This is a genomic window from Hyphobacterium sp. CCMP332, assembly GCA_014323545.1.
Lineage (GTDB): Bacteria > Bacteroidota > Bacteroidia > Cytophagales > CCMP332 > CCMP332.
Window position 1 is genome coordinate 3196255 of record CP058647.1, and the last position, 25500, is coordinate 3221754.

The following is a 25500-nucleotide window of genomic DNA, read 5'->3' on the forward strand; positions in this document are numbered from 1 at the left end:
ATCATTTGTCTGCGATCTAATATTGAAATGGGAGAATTTAATCAATTCTATCTAATTAGTAGTTTCTTGGCTATTGTGACTTCGGAATCGAATAAAATTTTCGCAATGTAGAGTCCGGGATTTATTTGTAGGTTCATACTTTTGATTTTTCCCTGATCCATTTTTTGATGATATTTTATTTGACCATTTAAGTCATGAATGGTGATCTCAACTATCTTGTTACTATTCGAATTTTTAAAATAAACCTTTCCATTGGAAGGGTTTGGGTAAAGACTGAAATTTTGATCTATTACAACTTGATTAATCGAACTAATTATATCGCTGTATTTTGCAATATATGTTCGACCTAATGATGGATCTAATATTTGAGGGTTACCTCCAATAAAGTTGAAATTGATATTGTCATTGAATAATCCGGCAATCCAGAGATCAGAGTTATGTATTTTTACTGAGGTCCCGATTTCTCTTTCTAAAGGAGAACCTATTTTGTGAACCCAATCTAAATTGCCTCGCGCTGTGTATTTTACGATGTAGGCATCCCCTTGTGAATTACTGTAAAAAGGGACTGAATTAATACCGGGGTCAAAGTCGAGGGAATCAGAATAAATAACCCCTGTTGAGTATATACTACCCTGATGATCAATATCAATATCATATGGCTTGTCATAACCAGATCCTCCATATGTGTTAACCCATATTAGCTCTCCATTTGGAGTATATTTTGAAATATAAACATCTTCTTGTCCTTCGCTGATGTGTATTGCAGAATCCGGTCCTGGGTCAAAATCTGTTTCACCGTAAAAAACCCCTGAAGCAATAATATTGTCTTCATCATCAATATTTACCGCATGATTATCTGCTATTGTTCCCCAACCACTTTGCGGAAGAGTTCCATTATTTACTGACCAAATAAAATTCCCAATCGAATCCAGCTTAATTAAAAAAGCATTGTACTGTCCTCTTGCAAAGAGATAATTTACGCCCGGACCGGGATCGGTATCAATTGAATCTTCAAAAAATCCTCCAATCACAATATTATTGTCATTGTCAATAGCAATCCTATCATCCAAGTGATCCATTAAGCCCAAAGTTCTCATACCAAGAGGAAACTTTTTAAACCAAACAAAATCACCATTATTGTCTAGTTTCAGCAGGAAAAAATTCCCTGAACCGGTTGATAAATTTATTCCATTACCTGGATCAAAGTCAATTGTTCCACTAAAGGAACCATATATAATAGAACCATTATCCCGAGTATTTTTTAAAGAGTATATCTGAAAATAAGTATGGGGGGCATTATTTCCTATTTCTGCATTATAGATCAAATTACCATTTTGATCAAATTTTAATAACTGCAGGAAATCCCCACACTGACCTGTGCATATATTACTAATTGAATCAATTCCGGCACTATGTTCCACAATACATAACACAGTATCGACTGGATCAGAAATAAATGGCCAATCGCTAATTACTGAGGCTACAAATAGATTCGAGGAATCGTCAATAGACATGTGGAATTCTCTTGTGACATTGAATCTTACTGAATATTTAAATTCACCTGAATTATCAAAACTAGTGACAAAGCCAATGACTGTGGGGGTTTTAAATGTATTTGTATCACCCAGATATATTGATGCACCCGGATCAAGATCTGCAATCCGACTTGTGAAACCAGAAATGAAAATTAAAGAGTCATTGGATTCAATAGAGTTGATTCTGGCAGATGAATTGGGATTATTACTGCTTCCAATTTGGCCTATCCATTCTAGATTTTGAGAAAATGAAGGGAGCTGAGAAAAAAAAAGGATGAAAAAAATGACAAATTTCTCCATCCTTCAAAAATAGCTTTATAAGACTTATTTTAAAATCTGAGCCGTATGATCTTTAGTTTTTACTTTCTCGATAATATCCTCAATCACACCATTTTCATCAATTACAAATGTTGAGCGCTGCGTTCCCATGTATTTTCTTCCATACATCGATTTTTCAACCCATGTGCCAAACTGTTCATGAATTGTTTTGTCCTCATCGGCGATGAGAGGAAAGGGGAGGTCGTATTTGTCTATAAATTTTAGATGTGATTTAGGGCTGTCTGAACTTATTCCGATGATCTGATAGCCTTTGGATTGGAAATCGTCATTGTGATCTCTCAAATTACAGGATTCAGCGGTGCATCCAGGCGTATTATCTTTTGGATAAAAGTAAAGTACTACTTTTTTGCCTTTGAAATCGCTTAATTTTATTGGATCACCATTCTGATCTATTCCTTCAAACTGAGGTGCCTTGTCACCGATTGATACTTTCATAAATTACTGTGTTTAAATTTTAACAATGGATCGATTTAGAAGTTTTGAATTACAATTTCAAATTTAATGACTTTACATTTCCGGCATTATCTTCGATAATTATTTGGCAATCACCTCTTAAATATGTCGTATTTTCTCTTCTTTTCGATGTAAGCAAATTTCTTTTAGCATCGTATTCCATAAGAATCCATTCTCCGTTTACATTAACATTATAGGATTTAATTCCCGACAAATTATCTCTGATTCTCAATTTCATTTCAGATCCTGTATTGTATATTAATCGAACATAAGGTGCAAGTGTGTCTTGAGCCAATACATAATCACCAAAGTTCCTGGTGCTAAAAGATATTTTATTGCCGTTCCAATTGTTACTTACGAATGACATTCCTCTGTGTAGTTTGCGGTAAACCTGATAAACGTTTATGTATTTAGGATTATTTATTTGCCATTCTACTTTCATATAACTCGACAAAGGTACATTGGCATAATGCAGTGAAAGGCTGGAATCTGAAATTTCATGTTCTAAAAAAAGTGTATCGTGAATGCCCTTGTCATCAAAAGTAATTTTAATTGGGTCAAAGTAGTATTCGGTTTTCTTCTTAGGAAGTATCATATATTTATAGGGGAGAAAATATGTGGAATCTGCCGCTTGAATGGAATCGGGAATTCCCCGGCTTAAATCGTACTTGTAAATATTTGAATTTTGTGTGTAGGAAATGGGCGTCAAACTTGTTTTTTTGTAGAATCCATATACTTCAAGCGTTTTATTAAAATCAACATTGCTCAGCTCCATTCTCAATTCATTGCCCTGCAAATCGTAACTGAATTCCGGTTTTGCGATAAGATTTCTTTGCTCTTTCTCAAGCTTCATTTTCTCTCCTTTAATACTAAATTCCAAGAGCGATACATTTTCATAACTGTCTTTTACAAATACCTGAATTTCGTGTTTCTCACCGTCGGAAATATTGATTGCACCGCGGTCAGCTTTGTAATCGTAAAAAGGCAGGTCATTTCCCGGACTTACATAACATTTATGATACCAATCGCCCCTTTCATATACATCATTATAATCTACATGAAGATTTATTTGCCTGGTAATTAAAATAGGGTAGTGCTTAATTTTCTGTTCAAAATATCTTACACCATCCACCCAAACCTGTACTTCCTGAATGCCGTATTTATTATATGTGCCATTCATTCGGTCATAAGCTTTAATTTCCAAACCTATTTTTCCATAAGCTTTAATGTTCTGATTCACAACATATCTGTTATTCAGATATCCCAATCGGTAGTATTGTTTTGAAAACTTTCCATCAACGCTGGAAATGGCATTTAAAGGTTTTAATGCGATTCGATAAATTCTGGGAGCCTGTTTATCATAGATTTCTTCAAAACCGAAGTCAAGCGGGTTATAAACGTTGTCATTCAAATCGCGAATTTCAAAATGCAAATGCGGTCCTCCTGAAGAACCCGTATTGCCTGAAAATGCAAAGACTTCCCCCTCTTCAATTTTGAGCAGCCCCTCTGTAGGAAAGAGTTCAATATCAAATTTCTTGGCTTTGTATTGTTCATTGGTAACAAAGCGTTCGATTTCCTCTGAAAAATGATCCAAATGACCGTAGTGAGTTACAAAACCATTGGGGTGTGTGATCGCAATACGTTTTCCATAACCGGCAGGGTCAACCGAGATTCTCGAAATATAACCTTCAGCCGCAGCGTATACCGGTAATCCAATTTCCCCATAGGTCTTAATGTCCAATCCACCGTGAAAGTGATTGTTCCTCAACTCACCCATAGAACCGGACAAAAAATTCCGCTCGCCCGGTCGTATAGGAAAGGTGAAATAACCTTTCTCAATAGGCAAAAGGGTAATTGAACTAAGTATTAATAATGCTAAGAGTGCTAGAATGCTATTTAACTTCAAAATCAAGCATTTTTTCATTTTCAAGAAAAGCTTCCAACCGATCTCCTATTTTAACAGGACCAACTCCCGCGGGTGTTCCGGTAAATATTATATCTCCTTTTTTTAAAGTCATGAATTGTGAAACATAGGACAAAATGTATTCAAATGAGTAAATCATTAGTGAAGTATTTCCCTTTTGTTTCTGATCCCCATTAACCTTTAGATTGAAATTTAAGTTCTTAATATTTTGAAACTTCGACTTTGATACAAATGCAGAAATTGGTGCGGAACCGTTAAAACCTTTGGCTAATGCCCAGGGCAGCCCTTTTTCCTTGGCTTTGGATTGCAAATCCCGGGCCGTAAAATCAATGCCTATACCTATTTCATCAAAATAATCACCGGCAAATTCCTCCTTGATGTATTTTCCTTCCTTACTTATTTTTAACAGAATTTCAACTTCATGATGAATATCCTTGCTGTATTCAGGATAATAGAATGGTTCATTGTTTCTTAAAATCGCTGTATCCGGTTTGGTAAATACTACAGGTTCTGAGGGAGTTTCATTATTGAGTTCTTCAATATGAGCAACATAATTTCTTCCAATTGCAATTATTTTCATTAGATATCAGGAATTTTAAGAATCTTTATGCAAAATTAGGAGATACAAAGCAATGTCAAGAATACATTTTATATTTCTTCTGCTATTATTTATTACGGCATGCAAAAAATTGGATTCAGAACAGATATTTCTGAAAAACTCATGTGAAGAATGTAAGAAAACTGTTGAAGATTATTTGCTCTCCTTAAACGGAGTTTATTATGCCAATTTCGATCATGAAAACGAAGTGCTTGTCTTTCACTTTGATCAGGAACGATCAAAACGCGAGGCTGAAATTTGGCTCACCGAAAATGGTTTTATGCAATCCAAAGACACAAGCTATAATTATTATCCGGATTGCTGTCCTGTGATAGATACTCTAAGCAAAAATGAAGAAAAGGGTAATACCACTCCATAACAGAGATATCAGTTGGTTGTCTTTTAATTATCGTGTGCTTTTAGAAGCAAAACGGCCCGAAGTACCCCTTTATGAAAAAATTAAATTTCTGGCCATTTTTTCAAGCAATCTGGATGAGTTTTTTCGAGTGCGATTTGCCAATCTTAAAAGCCTGTACAAGCTAAAAAAGAAGAAGAAATCAGTAGATTTTGATGGACTCAATAAGCAATTGCTCGAAGATATTCTCAATATCGTCAATAAACAACAGGCGGAGTTTGGGGAAATCTATTCGAAAATTGTAATTCCGGAATTAAAAAAGAAAAAAATACATATCTGGGCAGATGAGGGCTTATCCGACCTCAACCAAAGCTCTCTGAATCATTACTTTAAGTCAAAGGTTTTGGCTTTTATCCAACCCACGGAAATTGATCCAAAAGAAAAAAATGGGATTTTTCTAAAAAACAGGGTCTTGTATTTTACCATACGCTTAGAAAGTAAAACTGAAACGGCGCAGGAGCGAATAGTCATCGTTAACATACCTTCCGACGATTTACCTCGATTTGTTGAACTGGCTACCGGAGATGATTCGTATTTGTATATTTTTCTCGATGATATGGTCCGGCTAAGTCTGCCTTTTCTTTTCCCTGATGATAAGATTAAAGGTGTTTGGTCCATCAAATTGAATCGCGATGCCGAGCTTTATATCGATGATGAATTTTCAGGTGATCTGGTTCAAAAAATTTCAAAAAATTTAAATCAGCGAAACATAGGGGCGCCATCAAGATTCTTATACGATTTATCCATGCCGGAGGATGTTTTAAGAATACTTCGCAAATCTCTGGGATTGTCCAAGGATGAATTGGTTGCAGGTGGACGGTATCACAATTTCTATGATTTTTTTGATTTCCCCAATCCGCTTAAGCCCAAATTAGAATACGAAAAATGGAATGCTCTTATCAACCAGAAATTGGAAAAAGCAGATTCTATTTTGGATGCCATTGAAAGGGAAGATCATTTATTACATTTTCCCTATGAAAGCTATGATTATGTATTAAGATTATTCAATGAAGCTGCCAATGACCCCAAAGTCAGGGAAATCCGCACAACCATTTATCGAATTGCTTCCAATTCTTTAATCGCCAATGCTCTTATTTCTGCATGTAAAAACGGTAAGAAGGTGATTGTTTTTATGGAACTCAAAGCGCGATTTGATGAAGAAAATAATATTAAATGGGCCTCTGAAATGGAAAAAGCCGGTGTAAAAATTATTTACAGCATGCCGGGATTAAAAGTCCATGCAAAGGTAGCCTTGTTCATTAGAGATTCAGAAAAATCTTCGGGTCGTATAGCCTTTTTTGGAACTGGAAATTTTAATGAAAAAACAGCGGGACTCTATGCTGATCACGGTTTATTGACTGCAAATGAGGGCATGTGTTCCGAGCTTGAACAATTACTAAAATACCTCCACAAGAAAAAAAAGAATCCAAAACCCGCAAAGTTGCTTATCTCTCAATTTAATATGCAGCCGAAATTTATAGAGTTGATAGACAGGGAAATGGAACATGCCAGAAATAATTTTTCTGCACATATTATCATTAAATTGAATAATCTTGAGGACCCAATTATGATCGAAAAGCTTTACGATGCCAGTAGAGCAGGGGTAAAGATTGATTTAATAGTACGAGGTATTTGCAGGCTTGTTCCAAATAGAAAAGGTATCAGTGAAAATATTCGGGTGATTAGAATCGTTGACCGCTATTTGGAACACGCTCGAATTTTCTGGTTCAAGAACAAAGGAAAAGCGGAGATCTTCATGGGTTCTGCCGATTGGATGAAAAGAAATCTTTATTTCCGAATTGAAGTAATTTTCCCAATACTTAATAAAGAACATAAAAAAGAAATTGAGAAAAACCTTGAAATTCAACTAAGTGACAACTTTAAAGCCGTGGTACTGGATGAGCATCAAAATAATGTATTCCAGGATAAACCGGAAAGAATAAAAACAGCCCAGAAAGGATTTTATACCTGGTTAAAAGGCAGAAATGCAAGAAATAGAAAGAAGCTTAGTGATAGACAGGAAAAAACATCATAGCTGCGCCATAGGCCAAAACGGAAATCACCAGGCCATACATGAAAATGTTATAAGCGGTGCGCAGTAATTTGTACTTTCTGCCCAGTACTTTTCCCAGAAAAAATATATCCTTGGCCATACTCCCGTATAAGAGATCCGAATTCAACATCAATTGATTGATCCCCCATTCGTATTCTTTCAAGCTTGAATTGAAGAAATTCCCAAAAAATAACAGATTGGTTCGTTTCTGTAATATATCATCTCGGGTAAATGTACCTTTAGTAATATTTGGACGTGTTGCAAGAACTGCAAAAACAATGGTCAGCAAGGAAACGGTGACCAATAGAATAGTAGGAATAATAAGATTAGGGTAGTCTTCAAACTTCCTTATCATTACCGACATAAGAATTGAGATAATAATCGCATTAATTGAGATCATTATGTTGGCTTTATTATCGGCAATAGCACTCAATTCAAGATGATTCTTTGATGTAGTCCTGAACATGGTTTCAATGCCTCTGTCTGGTTTTTGCTCGGCTTTTTTCTGATACTTCTTTAATTGCTTTAAGAGCTTTTTGTTCTTTTTTTCGAGATCAGCAAATGTATTATCGGTGGATTCCATTGCCTTTAATTTTTTTTTAAGTCGTTTTTGATTTGCCTGCCTGCCTTTTTCAAGTTTTTCTTTTCCGTAGTCAGTTTGGTAATTGTGTTTTGAAATGAAATATAAATTCATTTCCATCCACTCCCGGTCGCTAAACTCATCTTTGATTTTACAATGTCGAAATTCTTCTCTCAATCGATCAGATTTTTCAAAGAATTTATCAGTCGATAAATGGTAAAGGTCTGCATCATTTAAAATGCGCTCAATCTTGTTTTCTGGAAGCACTTCATAGTCTGTGGAGAGTATACAGGATATTACCTTGTCGAGCTTCTCTTTTGGATAATTTTGAGTCTCAAGAAAGTCTTTTACAATTTTAACACTTTCATTTTCATGGCCTTTATAAGCAATAGCATAGCCTGTGTCGTGAAACCAGGCAGAAAGCATTACAATTTCTTTCTCTTCCTCGCTCAAATCCACCTGCTTACAAATTTCTTCTGCTGCTGCTACGACATCAAGGGTATGTTGAACATTGTGAAAAGTAAGATCTTTAGAAAGATTTTTCTTTAGATAAGAATGCGCGTATTCTGCTGCTTTCTGAATTATTGAGCCATTAATTTGCGTCATGGATAATGAACGATGGAATTCATTGTTTAATTTCAAAAATACATAAAAGACTATTTTTGAGTGGTAATTATATGAAATCCAATTGTATTTCCCGTTAAAACGTTAGAAATGAGGTTTTTGGCCATAGTATTATTTGTACAGCTTTTGAGTATCAGTCTGCATTCCTGCAACATCGATGATAAATACCGATGGAGAAACAGGGCCGTCAAACATTACGATGACTACATTCCCTACGATCTTTTGAGGCCTGTAGCTGAAATGAAGCTGCACAATGATTTGATAGAAATTTCAGGATTGACGCATATCGGTGATAATAAAATTGCCTGTGTGGAGGATGAAACGGGTAATATTTATATTCTGGATGATGAAAGCGGAAAAATGCTTGAAAAGATCAAATTTCATAAATACGGGGATTATGAAGGGATAGAGAAAATTGGCGAAGATTTTTATATAGCAAAAAGCAATGGTAAGCTGTATAAGTGGTCAAGAAATAAACTCGAAAAACTAAAAACGGAATTAGGTGTGGAAAACAACATCGAGGGAATGTGTTATGACCCTTTTAACGATCTGATATATTTAGCCTGCAAGGAATTAGCCGGATTAAACGAAGATGAATATGATAATGCAAGGGCTGTTTATGCTTATGATTATAAAATGGATTCCTTAATAATAAAACCGCGTTTTATTATTTACCAGGATACATTGATGAATTATGTCTATAACACCTGGTCAACCGGGGAAGAAATTCCAAATATTTTGTTCAAACCAAGCGGAATAGCTGTTCATCCTTTTGATGAGAGGATATATATCGTTAATTACATTGGTCGGATAATCATAGTTTTGAATCAGGATGCCAGTATTCACGCGGTTTTACCCTTATCAATACAATTATTTTCTCAGCCTGAAGGAATTTGTTTTGACAGTGATGGCAATTTGTATATTTCAAATGAAGGAGGTGAAGAAAAGGGCTATATACTTAAATTCAAACACAGACCTGCCGATTAAATCATTTTTGATAGGCTTAATTTTATTTCAGTGAGATGCTTTTTTGTATCTGCTGCGAAATCACCACGCATCATCCAGTCGTAATATGAAGGTTCTTTGGAAAATATTTCCGAAACCTTTTTCCCCTTATGCTTACCAAAATTAAATACTTTTTCCCCCTCTTTGTTTAAAACGATTCTTCCGGCAAGATCCACCATATTTCCCACAGCCAGTTTATGTACATCGTCAAGATTTTCACTAATGGGAGCGGTTTCCATTCCAGGTGGAACTACTCCTTTGTATTTTTTTATTTGGGCTTTTAACACTTCAAGCGTCGCTTCCGTATCCGCCATTGCTGAATGAGCGTTTTCCAATTCCTTATCACAATAGAAACGGTAAGCAGCAGAAAGCGTTCTGGGCTCCATTATAAAAAATATCTTTTGGGCATCGAGCAATCGCTTGTTCTTGAGATCAAAATTGATTTCTAGTCTTGCAAATTCCTCCATGAGTAATGGGATATCAAACTTGATATGATTGTATCCACCTAAATCGCAGTCTTTAAAAAATGCATAGATCTCTTTGGCAATCTCTTCAAATTTTGGCGCATCTTTTACGTCCTTATCGCTGATGCCGTGGATAGCAGTAGACGATGGGGGAATAGGCATTTCCGGATTGACCAGCCATCTTTTTTTTTCTTCATTACCATCCTGTAATAGTTTTATGGCTGCAATTTCAATAATACGGTCGCGCGTGACATTTGGCCCCGTAGTTTCTAGATCAAAAAAAACAAGATCTTTTTTAAGGTTTAATTCCATCTAGTTAAGTAGTTTTTCGGCGAATTTATCGAGGTTGACACCATCAAAATTACCAGAACTCATCATTAATAAGTTCTTGTTATTCAGGTTTTTACTCTCAAGATATTCAATTAATTTATCGCTTTCGGTAAAAATGGTAAGATCGTTCTGATTAAAAGCAATTTTTAAATCATTTTCGTTGATCATTTCCAGTTTTTTGTGTTTGACAACTTCGGGATTGTAATAAATAATGGCCTCATCGGCATCTACAAAGGTGTCGGCATATTGTTCGATAAAATCCTTGTTCAAACTGCTAAAGGTATGCAATTCAATACAGGCGATTAATTCTCTATCCGGATATTGAGTTTTAACGGCCTGTGTTGAAGCTTTTAGTTTTGAAGGGGCATGTGCAAAATCCTTAAAAATTAAGGTACTGTCGTTTTTTGCTAATAGCTCCATTCTTCTACCTGCCCCGCTAAAAGATTTAATGGCCTCATAAAAATCTTCTTCTTCGATGCTGAGTTTTTTACATACCTCCAAGGCTGCGCTGAGATTGCTCATATTGTGCTCACCGAATATCTTTAGGGGAATTTCGCCTGAATTTTTTGTCAATAGGTAAGTGATGCCATCCTGAACTTTGTGCGGGAGCGTTGTATATTCAATTGCTACAACATCATCGCGTTCTTTTCTACCGATGACGGTAGCAATATCATCATCTCCATTATAGATCAGCGTACCTGCCTTGGGTGTTTTATCAGTAAAACTTTCAAAACCTATGACATAAGACTCCAGACTTGGATAAACATTATAATGATCCCATTTTATTCCTGAGATCACTCCGATATGATGATCATAGATCAAAAATTTTGGTTGGGGATCGAGCGCAGAATTGAGATATTCATCGCCTTCTATTACAATTATAGGCGCATCGCTTAAATTTACAGTTAGTTCAAAACCGTCTATTTCTGCTCCCACAAGATAATCAAATTCACGCCCTACATGTCTTAAAACATGCATTATCATTGCGGTAATGGTAGTTTTGCCATGACTTCCACCTATGACAAAGCGTTGCTTATTGGTCGAATAATCTCTTATAAATTCCGGGAAAGAGGAAATTTTTATTCCCAACTCTTTTGCTTTTATCAATTCGGGATTATCCGCCTGAGCATGCATACCCAAAATAATTAGGTCGAGATCCTCGCTGATATTATTTTCATGCCAACCTTTTTCTTTGGGCAGAAGACCATATTTTTCGAGTTTTGATTTAGAAGGATCAAAAATTTCATCATCAGATCCACTGACCTGCCAACCGTTTTTTTTCAATGCTATTGCCAAATTGTGCATCACACTACCACCAATGGCAATAAAATGAACTTTTTTATTTGAATCCTTCATTATCTAATTGAATAAGCCGTCAAATCTATAATTTATATCTTTTGTCACAAAGTGGAAAAATTGTGAATAAAATCAAAAATTTGTGGATTAAGAGGTAATGCTTATTTCTATTTTTGAAAGATGGACGAGCCAAAAAGAGGAACAGCAAGACAAATTAAATTAAGTCAGACTCAGGAAAATGAATTTCACACGACCGGAAAGGTCCAACCACAAGCTTCTGATCTGGAAATGGCTGTTCTTGGGGCGCTTATGTTGGAAAAAGATGCATTGACCAATGTTATCGAGATTTTGCGGCCTGAAAGTTTTTATGTAGAGAAAAATAAAATCATCTACGAAGCCATCTTAAAGCTTTTTGGAAATTCCGAACCTGTAGATATCCTAACCGTTACCAATCAGCTTAAAAAAACTGGGCAATTAATTCAAGCAGGAGGCCCCTTTTATCTGACCGAACTCACCAATAGGGTTAATTCCGCCGCCAATATAGAATATCATGCGAGAGTCATACTGGAACAGGCCATAAAAAGAGAATTGATTAGTATTTCTTCTGGAATCCAAACCAAGGCCTTTGAAGATACCCAGGATGCACTTGAATTGCTTGATGAAGCCGGAGCTTCCATTTTTGAAATATCGGACAGAAATGTACGAAAAGACTATCAGGGCATGACCGAACTCATGCGAATGGCCATCGATGAGTTGGAAAATAAGAAAAATCAAAAAGACGGTTTAACCGGCGTGCCTTCCGGCTTTACCAAATTAGACCGCGTAACCTCAGGTTGGCAAAAATCCGATATGGTAATTATTGCGGCACGTCCGGCCATGGGTAAAACAGCCTTTGTGATGTCTGCATTGAGAAATGCCGCTGTGGATCACGATACACCGGTAGCCATATTTTCATTGGAGATGTCTTCCTTACAGCTGGTTAATCGACTTATTTCTGCCGAGGCGGAACTCGAAAGCGATAAAATAAAAACCGGACAGCTTCAGGAATACGAATGGACTCAGCTCTATGAAAAGACAAAACGCATTTCAAATGCCCCGATTTTCATTGATGATACTCCCGGTTTGTCAATTTTGGAATTAAGAGCGAAATGCCGAAAACTAAAACAACAACACGACATTCAGCTTATCATAATTGATTACCTTCAGTTGATGTCCGGAGACTTGAGTAAAAAAGGAGGGAACAGAGAACAGGAAATTGCATCCATTTCAAGATCGCTTAAAAATATTGCCAAAGAACTGAATGTTCCTGTAATAGCATTATCACAGTTGAGTCGTGCAGTAGAAACCAGAGGTGGAGATAAACGCCCTATGCTTTCCGACCTAAGGGAATCAGGATCAATTGAGCAGGATGCCGATATGGTTTTATTTCTGTACAGACCAGAATACTATGGTATCACCCAGGATACTGACGGAGGACCAACAGAAGGATTGGGAGAGATTATAATTGCAAAACACAGAAACGGCTCCCTGGCAGATGTAAAGCTGAGATTCGTTGGAAAATACACCAAGTTCATGGATTTTGAGGATTTTTCAGGGGCCGGATTTTCAAGTGGTAATTACGGTTCCTTTAGTGGCAATTCCTTTACCGTTCCGAGCAAGGCCAACGATATAACAGATGATTCCGATAATTCTGAAGATGGAGATGAAGAACCATTTTAGAATTTAATCTTCTTCAAAGAGTAAATTTTGCATGGCATTTTGCAATTCTGCCAAAGTTTTATTTTCAGACTGCTTTTTTGCAAGTTCTATTCCTCTGCGATAAACCTCAAGGGCAATATCTTTCTGGTTAAATTGAATTAGTAATTCTGCCAGCTGATAATAAACCGGTAAATAATCGGGAAATAATTTTTGAGATTTTTCAAGTAATTCTAAACTTTTTTTAGGCTCAAAATCTTTGTATTCCAGAGCTAAAGCGTAAATGTAAAAGGGATCATCACTTGAGTCCTTCATTCTTTCTTTGAGCATTTGTATACGATTCTCATTCATCTTTTAGAATTAAACGTTTATTCTTTAATTTCGGCCTTAAATAGCAATATCAAAATAAAATACATAAATGAAAATACTTGTTTGCATAAGCCACGTTCCGGATACCACAACGAAGATTAAATTAACTTCGGATAATCAGGATTTGGATAAGCAGGGTGTACAGTTTGTTATAGGACCTTATGACGATTATGCACTTGCGAGAGCAGTTGAATTAAAAGAAACAAATGGAGCCGAAGTAGTTGCTTTGAATGTTGGCACACAGGAAACCGAGCCAACCATACGTAAAGCCCTGGCCATTGGAGCCGATAAGGCCGTCCGAATAAATGCCGAACCAAAAGACACTCAATTTGTAGCAAAGCAAATTTTTGAACATGCCAAAGACGCCGTTTATGATTTGATATTGATGGGTAGAGAAACCAGCGATTACAATTCCGGCGCTGTTCATGGTATGGTAGCCGAAATGATGGGAATTCCCTGTGTAACGCCTGTAATGAGACTGGAAATTGATGGTGATACAATAAAAATGGATAAAGAGATAGAAGGAGGTAAGGAAAAAGTTGAAGCAAAGATGCCATTAGTAGCCGGATGTCAGGAACCAATTGCAGAATGGAAAATCCCGAATATGAGAGGGATCATGTCCGCCAGAACTAAGCCTCTTGAAGTTATTGAACCTGTCGGTGATGGAGAAACGATAGAAAGTCTTGGTTATGAAATGCCTAAGGCCAAGGGGGAATGTAAAATGATAGACAAGGACAATGTCGAAGAATTAGTAAATTTATTGAAAAACGAAGCTAAAGTTATATAAGATGAGCGTACTGGTATATGTAGAAAGTGAAGAAGGAAAAATTAAAAAATCGAGCAGGGAGGCCGTAAGCTTTGCTAAAGCGCTTGCTGATAAATTTAATGACAGCGTAACTGCTGTAGCACTTGGAACGATAGATGCTGCCGAATTGAGTGGCTTAGGAAAAAACGGAGCGAGGAAAGTACTCCACGATTCCGAATCAGAATTTGATAAAGGAAGAATATCGCCGGTTGCATCTGCTTTAGCCAAGGCAAGCGAGCAGGAGTCTGCAAGTATAGTAGTGTTACCTAAATCGTCATTGTCCGATGCTGCTGCCGCCAAGCTATCGGTTAAGATTTCAGCTGCATTGGGGACAAATTTGGTTGAATTACCAGACACCTCTGATGGTTTTAAAATCAAGAGAAGCATTTTTACCGGTAAAGCATTTAAGTTTGAAAGACTACTGGCCGACAAAAAGGTTTTGACACTAAAAAAAGGAGCTGCAGAAATAATGGAAACTGGATCTGAAGCACAGGTCGAATCCTTTACTTCAGGAATTTCAGATGCGGATAAGGACATTGCTATTTTAGAAACTGAAAAAGCTGAAGGTGATATTTTATTACCAGAAGCTGAATTGGTAGTAAGCGGTGGAAGAGGTATGAAAGGACCAGAAAACTGGGGAATGCTGGAAGATCTTGCAAAAACATTGGGTGCAGCAACCGGTTGTTCCAAGCCTGTTTCTGACATGGAATGGAGACCTCATCACGAACATGTGGGACAAACAGGCGTGAAAGTAAGTCCTGATTTATACATTGCGGTTGGAATTTCGGGAGCAATACAGCATCTTGCCGGTGTCAATTCATCAAAAAATATTGTTGTTATCAATAAAGATTCAGAAGCTCCTTTTTTTAAAGCAGCAGATTACGGCATAGTTGGCGATGCCTTTGAAGTAATACCTAAATTAACAGAAGCAATTAAAGCAGCTAAATAATAGGATTTGAAGCGGATTAAGCTCGAGATTATCGGACTGTCTTCCAGTCATACCCATACAGGATCATTTGCATTGGTGTTGGGCGAGGAGAGCGGCAAAAGGCGTCTTCCGATTATAATTGGAATGTTTGAGGCACAGGCAATCGCCATTGAAATTGAAAAAATTGTGCCCAACCGTCCGATGACTCATGATCTTTTTAAAAGTTTTGCAAAGGATTTTAATTACACCATTAAAGAAATCGTAATTTCTGACCTGAGTGAAGGCGTTTTCTTTGCCAAAATTGTATGCGGTAACGGTGAGAAAGAAGTGGAAATTGATTCTCGTCCTTCGGATGCTATTGCCATAGGATTGCGATTTAATGTTCCGATTTACACCTTCGACAAAATACTCGATGAAGCCGGCGTTATTATGGATGAAGGCGAGGAAATAACTTCTGAAATTAAGGAAGTGGTCAGTGCCGAAGCCGATGAGCCAAGAAAATCCTTACCATTCACCGATAAGCTTAAAAAAATGTCAGTGGCAGAATTGGAGAAAAAATTAGCCGAAGCATTGAAAAAAGAAGATTACGAAAAGGCAGCACAAATTCGCGACGAATTAAATAAGCGGTCATAAATTGAATTAAATTATATTCGTGCCATTGAATCTATTCAATGGCTTTTTTTATGGAAATACTAAGAGGCTTATTTGGCATTATTGTTCTTCTCGGGATCGCATTTTTATTTTCTGTCAATCGAAAAAAAATCGATTGGAGACTGGTAGGAATAGGTGTGTTTTTACAGGTGACCTTTGGTTTTCTGGTTACCAATGTGCCCGCAATAAGGGATATGTTTTATATAATAAGTAAGGGTTTTGTCACGCTTCTTAGTTTTTCAGAGGATGGTGCAGAATTTTTATTCGGTGACTTGGCCAGAAACTCTGATGCCAATCCTGAATTAAGACATGGCCTCGGCTTTATTTTTGCATTTCAGGTATTACCTACAGTCATCTTTTTTTCTACGGTTTCAGCAGGGCTTTATTATCTCGGTGTACTTCAAAAGGTTGTATTTGGAATAGCCTGGATCATGGCTAAAACCATGCGTTTATCAGGCCCAGAGAGTTTATCCGCTGCAGGGAATATATTTTTGGGACAAACAGAAGCGCCATTGCTCGTTCGCCCATTCGTTTCAAAAATGACCAAATCAGAAATTATGTGTCTAATGACAGGGGGCATGGCCACAATAGCAGGAGGTGTGCTCGCTGCATATGTTTCATTTCTAGGTGGCCCTGATCCTGTTGAAAAGGCAAAATTTGCCAGTTTTTTATTAAGTGCCTCCATCATGAACGCACCTGCTGGGATTGTAATTTCAAAAATGCTAATCCCTGAAACAAAGGATATTGAGAAGGAGGATCTGAGTGTCAATAAAGACAAGATAGGAGTAAACCTTATCGATGCTCTGGCCAATGGTGCCAGCGATGGCGTTAAACTTGCACTAAACATAGGCGGAATGCTATTGGCATTTATCGCAATAATATATCTGCTCAATTATATATTTAGCAATCTTATTGGTAACTGGATTGGCGTCAATGCATTAATTATCACATCAACTAACGGTTTATTTGATGGTCTTACTTTGCAATATATCCTGGGGCAGGCATTTCGCCCACTTGCATTTATAATGGGAGTGCCATGGGCTGATTCACTTGCTGTAGGTAGTCTTCTAGGTCAAAAAACAGTTATCAACGAATTTGTTGCTTACCTTGATCTATCCGCTTTAAAATCCGAAGGTGCCTTAAGTCCGAAGGCCATAGTAATAAGCACATTCGCATTATGCGGATTTAGTAATTTCAGTTCAATAGCCATTCAAATAGGAGGAATAGGCGCCATGGCACCAAATCAGCAATCAACCTTGTCTGAATTGGGAATGAAGGCCCTACTCGGTGCAACCATTGCCTGTATGATGACAGGCACTATAGCCGGTGCATTTGTAATATAAAAAAAGCCCTTCCGAAAATCAGAAGGGCCATTTATTTATTCTCTAAGAGAAATTTAACGCTTGTCTAAAGGAACATAATTCCTTTCGTTTTCACCGATGTAAATTTGTCTAGGTCTGCCAATCGGTTCGTTATTTTCTCTCATTTCTTTCCACTGCGCTATCCATCCGGGTAATCTTCCCAATGTGAACATCACGGTAAACATTTCCGTTGGGATGCCCATGGCACGGTAAATAATTCCTGAATAGAAGTCAACATTTGGATAGAGATTTCTTTCTACAAAATATTCATCTTTCAAAGCAACTTCTTCAAGCTGTTTGGCAATATCAAGAGAGGGATCATCAACGCCTAGAGCATCCAGCACCTGGTCAGCCGCTTTTTTAATAATTTTTGCACGTGGGTCAAAGTTTTTGTAAACCCTGTGACCAAATCCCATCAATCTGAACGGATCATTTTTATCCTTGGCTTTGGCTACAAACTTGGCCACATCGCCACCGTTATTTTTAATCTCTTCAAGCATTTCAATCACTGCCTGGTTTGCTCCACCATGCAAAGGTCCCCAAAGAGCGCTTATACCTCCGGCAATCGCCGTGTACAGACTAGTGTGCGAAGAACCGACAATTCGAACTGTTGAGGTAGAACAGTTTTGCTCGTGATCTGCATGAAGAATCAATAACTTATTCAAGGCATCCGCCAAAACCGGATCGACCTTATAATCTTCCGCAGGAAGTCCGAACATCATGTAAAGGAAGTTCGAGCAATAGTCCAGATCGTTCCTTGGGTAATTGACCGGATGTCCCATTTCATTTTTAAATGCCCATGCGGAAATGGTTGGAATTTTTGCCAGCAAACGGATTATTGTCAGGTCAATTTCAGCTGGAGAGCGATTTGGGTCAATACTTTTAGGATAAAAGGCTGTTAAACTGCTTACCAGTGAAGACAAAACACCCATTGGATGTGACCTTGATGGAAATCCATCAAAAATCTTCTTGGTATCTTCATGCACCAAAGTATGCTCAGTTACCTTTCTTTTAAATTTCTGATACACCTCTTTGCTCGGTAATTCACCGTGAATTAAAAGATAGGCCACTTCAAGAAATTCCGATTTTTCAGCCAATTGTTCAATGGGATAGCCTCTATATCTGAGAATTCCTTTTTCCCCATCCAAAAATGTAATTGAACTTTGGGTTGATCCTGTATTTTTAAAACCGGTGTCCAGAGTAATGTACCCTGTTTCCGTCCTTAATTTAGCGATATCAATGGCTTTTTCACCTTCAGATCCGGTAATTATTGGAAGTTTATGGGATTTGCCGTCTAAGATTATTTCTGCGAATTCTGACATAGGATTTCAAGCGTTTACTTTAGGTGTACTTCTTTCAAAAATGTTTTCAAAATAACAATACGGGTGGTATTATTCAAAATTTAATTATTACCTAAAATTAAAGGCAACCCTTCATCTCCACCACCAATTACAACAATTTTAGAATTTGGGGATTTAGACAACTCCAGAGTCGCTTCTATTCCTCTCATTTTCAATAGTTTATCCGTTAAACTACTGTTTACTATATTGTTGGCCAGGGCTTCACCCTTGGCAGCAATTTCTTTTCGTTCAGCCTCACTTTTTTCTTTGTTCAATCGAAACTGATAGGCCAGAGCTTCCTGTTCCTGTTTAAGTTTGTTTTCAATGGCTTCCTTGATTTGAGGAGGAAGGTTAATTGAACGGATAAGCAAGGCATTCATTTGAATATTGTTCTTGGGACTTGCAAGAATTTCAGTAGTCACATTAATGATGGTTTCTTCCACCTCTGCTCTTTTAGTACTATAAATTTCTTCGGCTGTGAATCGACCCATAACTTTCCTAACAGAGGATCTGACTTCTGGAATAACTAATGTATTTACATAATTATCACCAAAACTTTCATGAAGTATGCCTATATATTTATAATATGGGTTGAATCTAATTGAGACATCCACACTAATAGATAACCCATTTTTGTCAAGGACATCCATCTTTTCATTGGCTATTTTTTCTTTTACATCATAAACAAACAGAGTATTCCAGGGTGCGATTATGTGAAATCCGGGAATCAAAACGTTTTCTTTATCCAGACCTATTCCAAATTTTTTAAATACTACGCCTCTTTCACCCGGATTAAGCGTATAAAATATATTGGAAGAAAGGATAGTAACAAGAATCAAACTTATTACAACGATGATAATTAAGGATTGAAGTTTTTTATTCATGAGGATTGATATTTCCTGCAAATATATGGTTCTATTTGCAAAGGGCTTAGCTTATTCAATAAAGAAAGAGATTAATTTCATTTATTGACACAGGCTATTTTTAAAGTGCGCTCAGCTTCTGCAACACCCATGTTTTTGGCTTTTTCCAAATAAGCGCAGCCTTCGAATTTCCCAAAAGAATTGATCATCACATAGCCGAGATAATAATTGGACCACCCGAACTCTGGATTTAAACTAACCGATGATTCAAAATCATTCATGGCTTTATACATATCGCCTTTCTCCATATTTGCTTTTCCTGCATAAAAAAAACCCAGTGGATCGTCTTTGATATTGGCGGTATAAGTATTCAAATCACTTGCTGCCTTTTCAAATTCCAATTGTTCAAGGAAAACAAGGCCTCTGTTGAAATAGGCATTCCAATAGCTGCTATCCATGGCAATGGCAGCATTGAAAGCTTCTATTGCTTCTTCGGGTATGCGTTGATTAAGATATAAAAAACCGAGTGCAAATTGAATATTGGGATCTTCCTTGTCCAATTCCGAGGCTTTTTTAAAATCATTGAGTGCAGAAGGCATATTTCCAATTTCCTGGAACATTAGGGCGCGATTGAAAAAATAGCTGGCTTTATTGGGATCGAATTTTATGGCTTTGTTATAGGCTTCTATTGCTTTAGCTTTTTCATTCAATGCCCCGTAACTTATCCCCATATTGTAGTGAACAGCGGCATAACCGTTATCAAGAAGAAGTGCTTTTTCATAAACCTCAAGAGCATTTTTTTGATTACCCACCAGTGTAAAACATTTTCCCAGATTCAATAATGCCTTTTTGTTTTTATCGTTTAATGCCAAGGATTTTTCAAAATCATTAATGGCTTCTTCAAGTTCATTAACTTTCATTAAAGCATAACCTCTGTTGTAATAGGCAGTCGCATTATTTGGATTCAGATTAATGGATTTGCTAAAAGATAAAATTCCCTCCTTGTAATTTTGGTATAATAAACTCTGAGTGATCCCTTTTTTAAAATAGGCATTGGCCAGACTTATCGAATCTTCCTTCGGAATTTGCTTGGGAGGCTCCTCTACCTTGGTTTCAATTTTTATTGGATCATTTTGAGCCCAAAGATTTAAAGCGCATCCCATCAAAACAATGGATAATATGAGTTTGTAGTTGCCCAAATTCTAATGCTATAATAAACCAGTCCAAAGGTCTGGATTTATAAAAACTAAAAATGTCCTATTTTATTCTTAAAGGCACTTACCTGCCATCGAAAGGCCCAGTTCCACACAATAGTAACATCTTTGAAACTTGTATTTACGAAAATTTTTCGGATTTCGTTTTTTTTAAATGCTCTTTTCACCGATAAAGGTGCATCGTGTTGTACCAAATAAGAGCCATTCAATAACCTGGTAAGAAACCAGATTGAATAATAGGCCAGGGGATGGCGATGTAGATCATTGATTATAATCACATTGGCTTCAGAATCGGATATAAGATTAATAATTTGACTTAATTCCTTATCACTGAAATGATGACAAAAAAGATTCATGGTAACAATATCTGCTTTTAAATCTTCTGAATTTGCTTCAAATATGTTTTTTCTGAGAAATGAAATATTGTCAAATTCTGAGCAGGATTTCGCCGCATAATCAATCATAAACTGATTGGCATCCAGGCCGGCAAATTCAATGTTTAAATGATTTCGGTTCGCCCATTTGGCCATTTGTTTTAACATATCTCCGGCACCCGAGCCGATATCAATGAGCCTGTATTTTCGATCTTTCCTTAGTTTTAACTTTTTAAGTGCAGACAGAGTTACCTTATAGCCTCCCAAATAGCTATTCACCATTTCGAGCTCTCTAAGGTTTTGCTTTAAAGCATCGGATGCCAAATTGAGGTCATCCATTAATTCCTTTTGACTCGAACGCTGCTTAAACATAGGCGAATTCCAATAATGCAGATTCCATTGTCAGACCGGGACCAAAAGCCATGCTAAGGATCTTTTCTTTGTTATTCGAATTATCGAGGCTCTCCATTAATCTTTTCAGCACAAAAATTACTGTCACTGATGACATATTGCCATAGTCACGTAAAATGTCATAAGAATGTTGAAGTGCGTTATTTTTTTTACCTATTTTTTTAGAAAGGGTATCCAATATGGCCCTGCCTCCCGGATGAATGGCAAAATGATCAACAGAGCTTTCCTTACCCATGTCCTTTTCTAATTGATCAAGTAATTGATCCATGCTGCCATTTAACAATTTTGGAATATAAGAGGAGAGTTTCATTTCAAATCCAAAGTCCCTGATATGCCAAGCCATATCGCTCAAACCTTCGGTAATTAATTCACAATAAAAAGATTCGTTCTTTATGTTTTTGCCTTTCATGGGTTGCGATTGCACAATGCAGGCCGCGGAGCCATCTGCAAAAAGCGCATTGGATAAGAGAAAATCTTCGTCTAAATCTTTTTGAAAATGAATAGAGCATATTTCAACACCCACCATTAAAACTTTTGCCTTTGGATCACTCTTGACAATTGAATCAGCGAGTTTTAATACGGTTAAACCTGCATAACAGCCCATAAAATTGACATTGAATCGCTGAATATTAGGACTTAATCCCATGTGCCTTACCAGGTCGATATCCAGGCCCGGAGCATACATGCCTGTACAGCTAAATGTGATCAAATGCGTTATTTCCTTTACAGGAAAATCAATTTTTAGATCGTGAACAGATTTTTCAGCAAGGATCAAAGCCTCTTTTTCATAAATCTGCATGCGCTCTGAAGTGCTGAATAGCTTGTTTTCTTTTTTGTTAAAATGGAAATTCTTATCGCGCGTGAAGGAAGAAACTACGGTATATCTTTTGTCAATTTGTGTTTGTCGGTATAGTACTGATAGTTTCCTTTCCAGCACTTTATCGGCCTTTAAGGTTGCAACCATAAACTTAAATGCATCTTCCTGACTTATGGCGTGTTCGGGATTTGCACAACCTATATGCGTGATATAACTTTCGTTCAATTTTTCAATTTTATGATCAGTAAGTCAAGCCGTCAGCATTTGCGAATCCCGTTTTCAATTTTTTTATTGCCGGTATTCGTATTTGCACTCAGCCAAAGCAGCTATGCAGACTATTTATCGGTCATTTTAATGTTCATTGCCCTGCATCTCTTTGTGTACCCTGCAAGTAACGGATTTAATTCTTTTTATGATAAAGATGAAAAATCCATCGGTGGTTTGAAATATCCTCCAAAAGTTGATAAAAATTTATTGCACACCTCACTAATTTTTGATCTTATTGGCCTGGCTATCTCTATTTATATTTCCATTTATTTCGCTATCGCAATCTTGATTTATGGTCTGGTTTCAAAGGCATACTCGCATCCCGCCATCCGCCTAAAAAAGTATCCAATTGCGGGCCTATTGACGGTAGGTGTTTTTCAGGGAGGATTTATTTACCTGGCTTGTATTCAGGTCTTTGATAACGTGCATTTATCCCAATTAACTGAACTTAAATATCTGCTTCCCGCATTTATTTCAAGCGTTCTATTGATTGGTTCTTACCCAATGACTCAAATATATCAGCATGATGAAGATCAAAAGCGTGGGGATGTCTCCATTAGTATAAAGCTGGGTATTAGAGGCACTTTTCTGTTCACGGGTATAGTATTTCTAATGGCCGATCTGCTTTTTGGTCTGTATTTTAAAATGATGGGCAAAATCAATCATTTTTTTATTCTTCAGGCTTTTTTGCTACCCGTTCTTCTTTATTTTCAGTGGTGGATGTTAAAAGTCTGGAAAAATCCCGAAGAAGCTAATTTTGACAGAACTATGAGGCTAAACATGATTTCCTCAGTCTGCATGATTGTTTTTTTTCTTACGATTTATTTTCTCAATAATTAAAATACCCTACCGTGTGTTTTGCGAATCAGCTGATCTCTGAGGTAGGGCATAGCCTTAAAAAAGCTTAAAGTCATGTTGGTAAGGCTCTTATTGCCAAATGTGCCTTGTATCGCTCTGCCGATCCATAGACGCTTTGAAAAATTCATTTCCCAGTTCTTTTTATAATTATTTTGACCCTGTCCTAAAATAATACTTTCAGCCAGTAATTTTGAAGAGTGTATTGCCATTGCCATACCGTTTCCGCAAAGCGGTGCTATCATTCCAGCAGCATCTCCACACATCAATATGCCATTTTCGTTGATCTCTTTTTTACTGAATGTGATTTCGTTTATGGCAAGCGGTTTTTCATAAAGAAATTCAGCATTGTTAAATATGTCTTTTAAATGCGGGTTATCAGACAAAACATTTTGCTCCAAATTTTGAATGCTTCCATGGTTCTTTAATTCCGAAGCGGCGACAAGATAGCAAAGACAGTACTTGTCATTTTCCACCCGGGATATTCCACAATAGCCATTTCTAAAGTTGTGAAGTGCAATCAGATCCTTATCCTGATTGTATTTTATATGATACTTAATACCTACATAAGGAGATCTTTTATTCAGAAATTTTCGCCTGAGTCTGGAATCTATATTACTTCTTTTTCCCTGAGCACCAATCAATTGATCCACTTCAAATTGACGGTTGTCATTGCTTTTGATCAGCCAGTTAGCCTCTTTTTTTTCTATATGCTGAATTAGGGTATTCTCAAAAATTTCCGTTCCGGAATGTCGTGAAATTTTGGCCAGCTCCGCATCAAATACATATCGGCTCAGACCAAATCCTCCTATGTCCAATTTGCTTTTTAAGGATATCTCTGAGGTACTGCTTACAAACAGCTTATTTATCCTGACAGCTCCATGCACAAAAGGATCAAAACCCAATGATTTTAAATAGGGCAAGGCTTCCATTGAAACGTATTCGCCGCAAACCCTGTGAAATGGATAGCTTTTCTTTTCAAAGAGGGCGGTTTTATAACCTGCATTTGAAAGTCTTATCGAAAGGCACAGACCCGCCAGTCCTCCGCCAATAATTCCTATGTCATATTTATTGGCCAAATCCTTTGGATTCTATGATTTCAAGAAAATGCCTGGCTTTCATTTGGTCAAAACGCTCCATAATAAGGTAATCTTCTCTTGGAATTTGATCATTGCATTTATTGAGATAATAAATGGCTTTTTCATACTGTTCATCGAGATAATACATTTTACCCATAAACAATAGGTTTCCAATATTGTCGGGATTGATTTCAAGAGATTTTTTAGTGAGTGCGATGCCCTTTTCTTTATCGGGCCATGTCAATACCACAGGAATGTACGGTGCCATATAATAAACAAGGCCCAGCATCCGGTAACCTATGCCATTTTCATATATGGGATCCAAGTCAACAATTTTTTCACAGGTAGCTTTAATCCTTGGCCCGAGCCCGTCGTAAGCGGCCCTGAAAATACCGTAATATTGAATCCATTTTCCTGCGGAAGCGAGATACCAAAGCTTTATGCCAACATCCTCCGGATACTCGATAGCCAATTGTTCACCCAACTCTTTGGCTTCATTGTAAATGAGTTTTCTATGTTCATCAGGTAATCCTGTGTACATGCCCTTAAAATGCAATGACCTTAAGTAAAAGTAGGCGCTTCTTTGCCGGTATTCCGAACAGTTTAATCCTTTTTTGAAATGATAAATAGCGCTATCAATGTATTTAGACTTTGCATGCCAATCATTGGCGCCATTGGCCCTTAATTTGAAAAACAGCTGGCCTTCTTTAAAGTGTTCTTTGCATTTTGATTTTAAAAGCAGAGCCTCTTCCGAATTCGGTTGAGAAAGTGTACCCGAAAGAAAAATAATAACAGAGATCAATAATTTCATTAGATATTCTGCTAATTTTTGTAATTTTTGACAGAATTAACAGG

General features: G+C 37.1%; 24 protein-coding genes. 9 read left to right on the forward strand and 15 right to left on the reverse strand.

The genetic code is table 11. The annotated features are described in order from the left end of the window. Nucleotides 1-47: 47 nt before the first annotated feature. The 4 genes from HZR84_14095 to HZR84_14110 are packed head-to-tail and all read right to left on the reverse strand — an operon-like array spanning nucleotide 48 to nucleotide 4831. Entirely contained in the window at nucleotides 48-1835 is a 1788-nt protein-coding gene (locus HZR84_14095; protein QNL23025.1) for a T9SS type A sorting domain-containing protein, read from the reverse strand. Nucleotides 1836-1859: 24 nt separating this feature from the next. Beyond that, entirely contained in the window at nucleotides 1860-2309 is a 450-nt protein-coding gene (gene bcp, locus HZR84_14100; protein ID QNL23026.1) for a thioredoxin-dependent thiol peroxidase, read from the reverse strand. A gap of 49 nt (nucleotides 2310-2358) precedes the next feature. Beyond that, complete coding sequence (locus HZR84_14105; protein QNL23027.1) at nucleotides 2359-4233, reverse strand: M23 family metallopeptidase; 1875 nt, start codon at nucleotides 4231-4233, stop codon at nucleotides 2359-2361. Further along, nucleotides 4220-4831, reverse strand: a complete 612-nt coding sequence (locus tag HZR84_14110) for a fumarylacetoacetate hydrolase family protein (GenBank protein ID QNL23028.1) — start codon at nucleotides 4829-4831, stop codon at nucleotides 4220-4222. Before HZR84_14110 ends, HZR84_14105 begins: the two co-directional genes overlap by 14 nt. 109 nt (nucleotides 4832-4940) lie before the next feature. Here HZR84_14110 and HZR84_14115 point away from each other — a divergent pair, with 109 nt between their 5' ends. Next, nucleotides 4941-5228: a cation transporter gene (locus tag HZR84_14115; GenBank protein QNL23029.1), complete on the forward strand. Its 288-nt coding sequence runs from the start codon at nucleotides 4941-4943 to the stop codon at nucleotides 5226-5228. After that, the gene (gene ppk1 / locus HZR84_14120; GenBank protein ID QNL23030.1) at nucleotides 5200-7299 is read left to right on the forward strand and encodes a polyphosphate kinase 1; all 2100 of its coding nucleotides are present in this window, start codon (nucleotides 5200-5202) and stop codon (nucleotides 7297-7299) included. Before HZR84_14115 ends, ppk1 begins: the two co-directional genes overlap by 29 nt. Here the strand turns inward: ppk1 and HZR84_14125 are convergent. After that, complete coding sequence (locus HZR84_14125) at nucleotides 7271-8503, reverse strand: HD domain-containing protein (protein ID QNL23031.1); 1233 nt, start codon at nucleotides 8501-8503, stop codon at nucleotides 7271-7273. The two genes, ppk1 and HZR84_14125, sit on opposite strands and share 29 nt — an antisense overlap. Nucleotides 8504-8611: 108 nt before the next feature. Between HZR84_14125 and HZR84_14130 the strand changes: the two genes are divergently transcribed. Further along, nucleotides 8612-9508 (forward strand): hypothetical protein, encoded by an 897-nt coding sequence (locus HZR84_14130; GenBank protein ID QNL23032.1) that lies wholly within the window; start codon nucleotides 8612-8614, stop codon nucleotides 9506-9508. On the opposite strand, the gene HZR84_14135 is transcribed toward HZR84_14130, so the two are convergent. Further along, nucleotides 9505-10302 (reverse strand): 3'-5' exonuclease, encoded by a 798-nt coding sequence (locus HZR84_14135; protein QNL23033.1) that lies wholly within the window; start codon nucleotides 10300-10302, stop codon nucleotides 9505-9507. The two genes, HZR84_14130 and HZR84_14135, sit on opposite strands and share 4 nt — an antisense overlap. Continuing rightward, the gene (locus HZR84_14140; protein ID QNL23034.1) at nucleotides 10303-11676 is read right to left on the reverse strand and encodes a peptidoglycan synthetase; all 1374 of its coding nucleotides are present in this window, start codon (nucleotides 11674-11676) and stop codon (nucleotides 10303-10305) included. Nucleotides 11677-11796: 120 nt separating this feature from the next. Here HZR84_14140 and dnaB point away from each other — a divergent pair, with 120 nt between their 5' ends. Beyond that, the gene (dnaB, locus tag HZR84_14145; protein QNL23035.1) at nucleotides 11797-13335 is read left to right on the forward strand and encodes a replicative DNA helicase; all 1539 of its coding nucleotides are present in this window, start codon (nucleotides 11797-11799) and stop codon (nucleotides 13333-13335) included. A 3-nt stretch (nucleotides 13336-13338) separates the two neighbouring features. Here dnaB and HZR84_14150 read toward each other — a convergent pair whose 3' ends face one another. After that, complete coding sequence (locus HZR84_14150) at nucleotides 13339-13662, reverse strand: tetratricopeptide repeat protein (protein QNL23036.1); 324 nt, start codon at nucleotides 13660-13662, stop codon at nucleotides 13339-13341. Between the two features lie 67 nt (nucleotides 13663-13729). On the opposite strand from HZR84_14150, the gene HZR84_14155 reads away from it, so the two are divergent. From HZR84_14155 to HZR84_14170, 4 genes are read left to right on the forward strand one after another with little or no spacing between them, the layout of a single operon-like run. Then, nucleotides 13730-14467, forward strand: coding sequence for an electron transfer flavoprotein subunit beta/FixA family protein (locus tag HZR84_14155; GenBank protein ID QNL23037.1), 738 nt, complete (start codon nucleotides 13730-13732; stop codon nucleotides 14465-14467). Between the two features lies 1 nt (nucleotide 14468). After that, nucleotides 14469-15434, forward strand: a complete 966-nt coding sequence (locus HZR84_14160) for an electron transfer flavoprotein subunit alpha/FixB family protein (protein QNL23038.1) — start codon at nucleotides 14469-14471, stop codon at nucleotides 15432-15434. A 6-nt stretch (nucleotides 15435-15440) separates the two neighbouring features. Continuing rightward, the gene (locus tag HZR84_14165; protein QNL23039.1) at nucleotides 15441-16046 is read left to right on the forward strand and encodes a bifunctional nuclease family protein; all 606 of its coding nucleotides are present in this window, start codon (nucleotides 15441-15443) and stop codon (nucleotides 16044-16046) included. A 50-nt stretch (nucleotides 16047-16096) separates the two neighbouring features. Then, nucleotides 16097-17407: a NupC/NupG family nucleoside CNT transporter gene (locus tag HZR84_14170; protein ID QNL23040.1), complete on the forward strand. Its 1311-nt coding sequence runs from the start codon at nucleotides 16097-16099 to the stop codon at nucleotides 17405-17407. Between the two features lie 53 nt (nucleotides 17408-17460). Here HZR84_14170 and HZR84_14175 read toward each other — a convergent pair whose 3' ends face one another. The 5 genes from HZR84_14175 to HZR84_14195 all read right to left on the reverse strand — a co-directional run bounded on the left by HZR84_14175 (nucleotide 17461) and on the right by HZR84_14195 (nucleotide 22669). Continuing rightward, nucleotides 17461-18747: a citrate synthase gene (locus HZR84_14175; protein QNL23041.1), complete on the reverse strand. Its 1287-nt coding sequence runs from the start codon at nucleotides 18745-18747 to the stop codon at nucleotides 17461-17463. An 80-nt stretch (nucleotides 18748-18827) separates the two neighbouring features. Continuing rightward, nucleotides 18828-19649 carry a prohibitin family protein gene (locus tag HZR84_14180; GenBank protein ID QNL23042.1) on the reverse strand — a complete coding sequence of 274 codons (822 nt, stop codon included), beginning with the start codon at nucleotides 19647-19649 and terminating at the stop codon, nucleotides 18828-18830. A 77-nt stretch (nucleotides 19650-19726) separates the two neighbouring features. Then, nucleotides 19727-20827, reverse strand: coding sequence for a tetratricopeptide repeat protein (locus HZR84_14185; protein ID QNL23043.1), 1101 nt, complete (start codon nucleotides 20825-20827; stop codon nucleotides 19727-19729). A gap of 47 nt (nucleotides 20828-20874) precedes the next feature. Beyond that, entirely contained in the window at nucleotides 20875-21588 is a 714-nt protein-coding gene (locus HZR84_14190; GenBank protein ID QNL23044.1) for a methyltransferase domain-containing protein, read from the reverse strand. Beyond that, nucleotides 21581-22669, reverse strand: a complete 1089-nt coding sequence (locus HZR84_14195; GenBank protein QNL23045.1) for a type III polyketide synthase — start codon at nucleotides 22667-22669, stop codon at nucleotides 21581-21583. Before HZR84_14195 ends, HZR84_14190 begins: the two co-directional genes overlap by 8 nt. A 12-nt stretch (nucleotides 22670-22681) precedes the next feature. Between HZR84_14195 and HZR84_14200 the strand changes: the two genes are divergently transcribed. Beyond that, on the forward strand, nucleotides 22682-23551 hold the full coding sequence (locus tag HZR84_14200; GenBank protein ID QNL23046.1) for a UbiA prenyltransferase family protein: 870 nt from the start codon (nucleotides 22682-22684) through the stop codon (nucleotides 23549-23551). Here HZR84_14200 and HZR84_14205 read toward each other — a convergent pair. Beyond that, entirely contained in the window at nucleotides 23548-24645 is a 1098-nt protein-coding gene (locus tag HZR84_14205) for an FAD-dependent monooxygenase (protein QNL23047.1), read from the reverse strand. The genes HZR84_14200 and HZR84_14205 overlap by 4 nt on opposite strands. After that, complete coding sequence (locus HZR84_14210; protein QNL23048.1) at nucleotides 24635-25456, reverse strand: hypothetical protein; 822 nt, start codon at nucleotides 25454-25456, stop codon at nucleotides 24635-24637. Before HZR84_14210 ends, HZR84_14205 begins: the two co-directional genes overlap by 11 nt. Nucleotides 25457-25500: the final 44 nt, after the last annotated feature.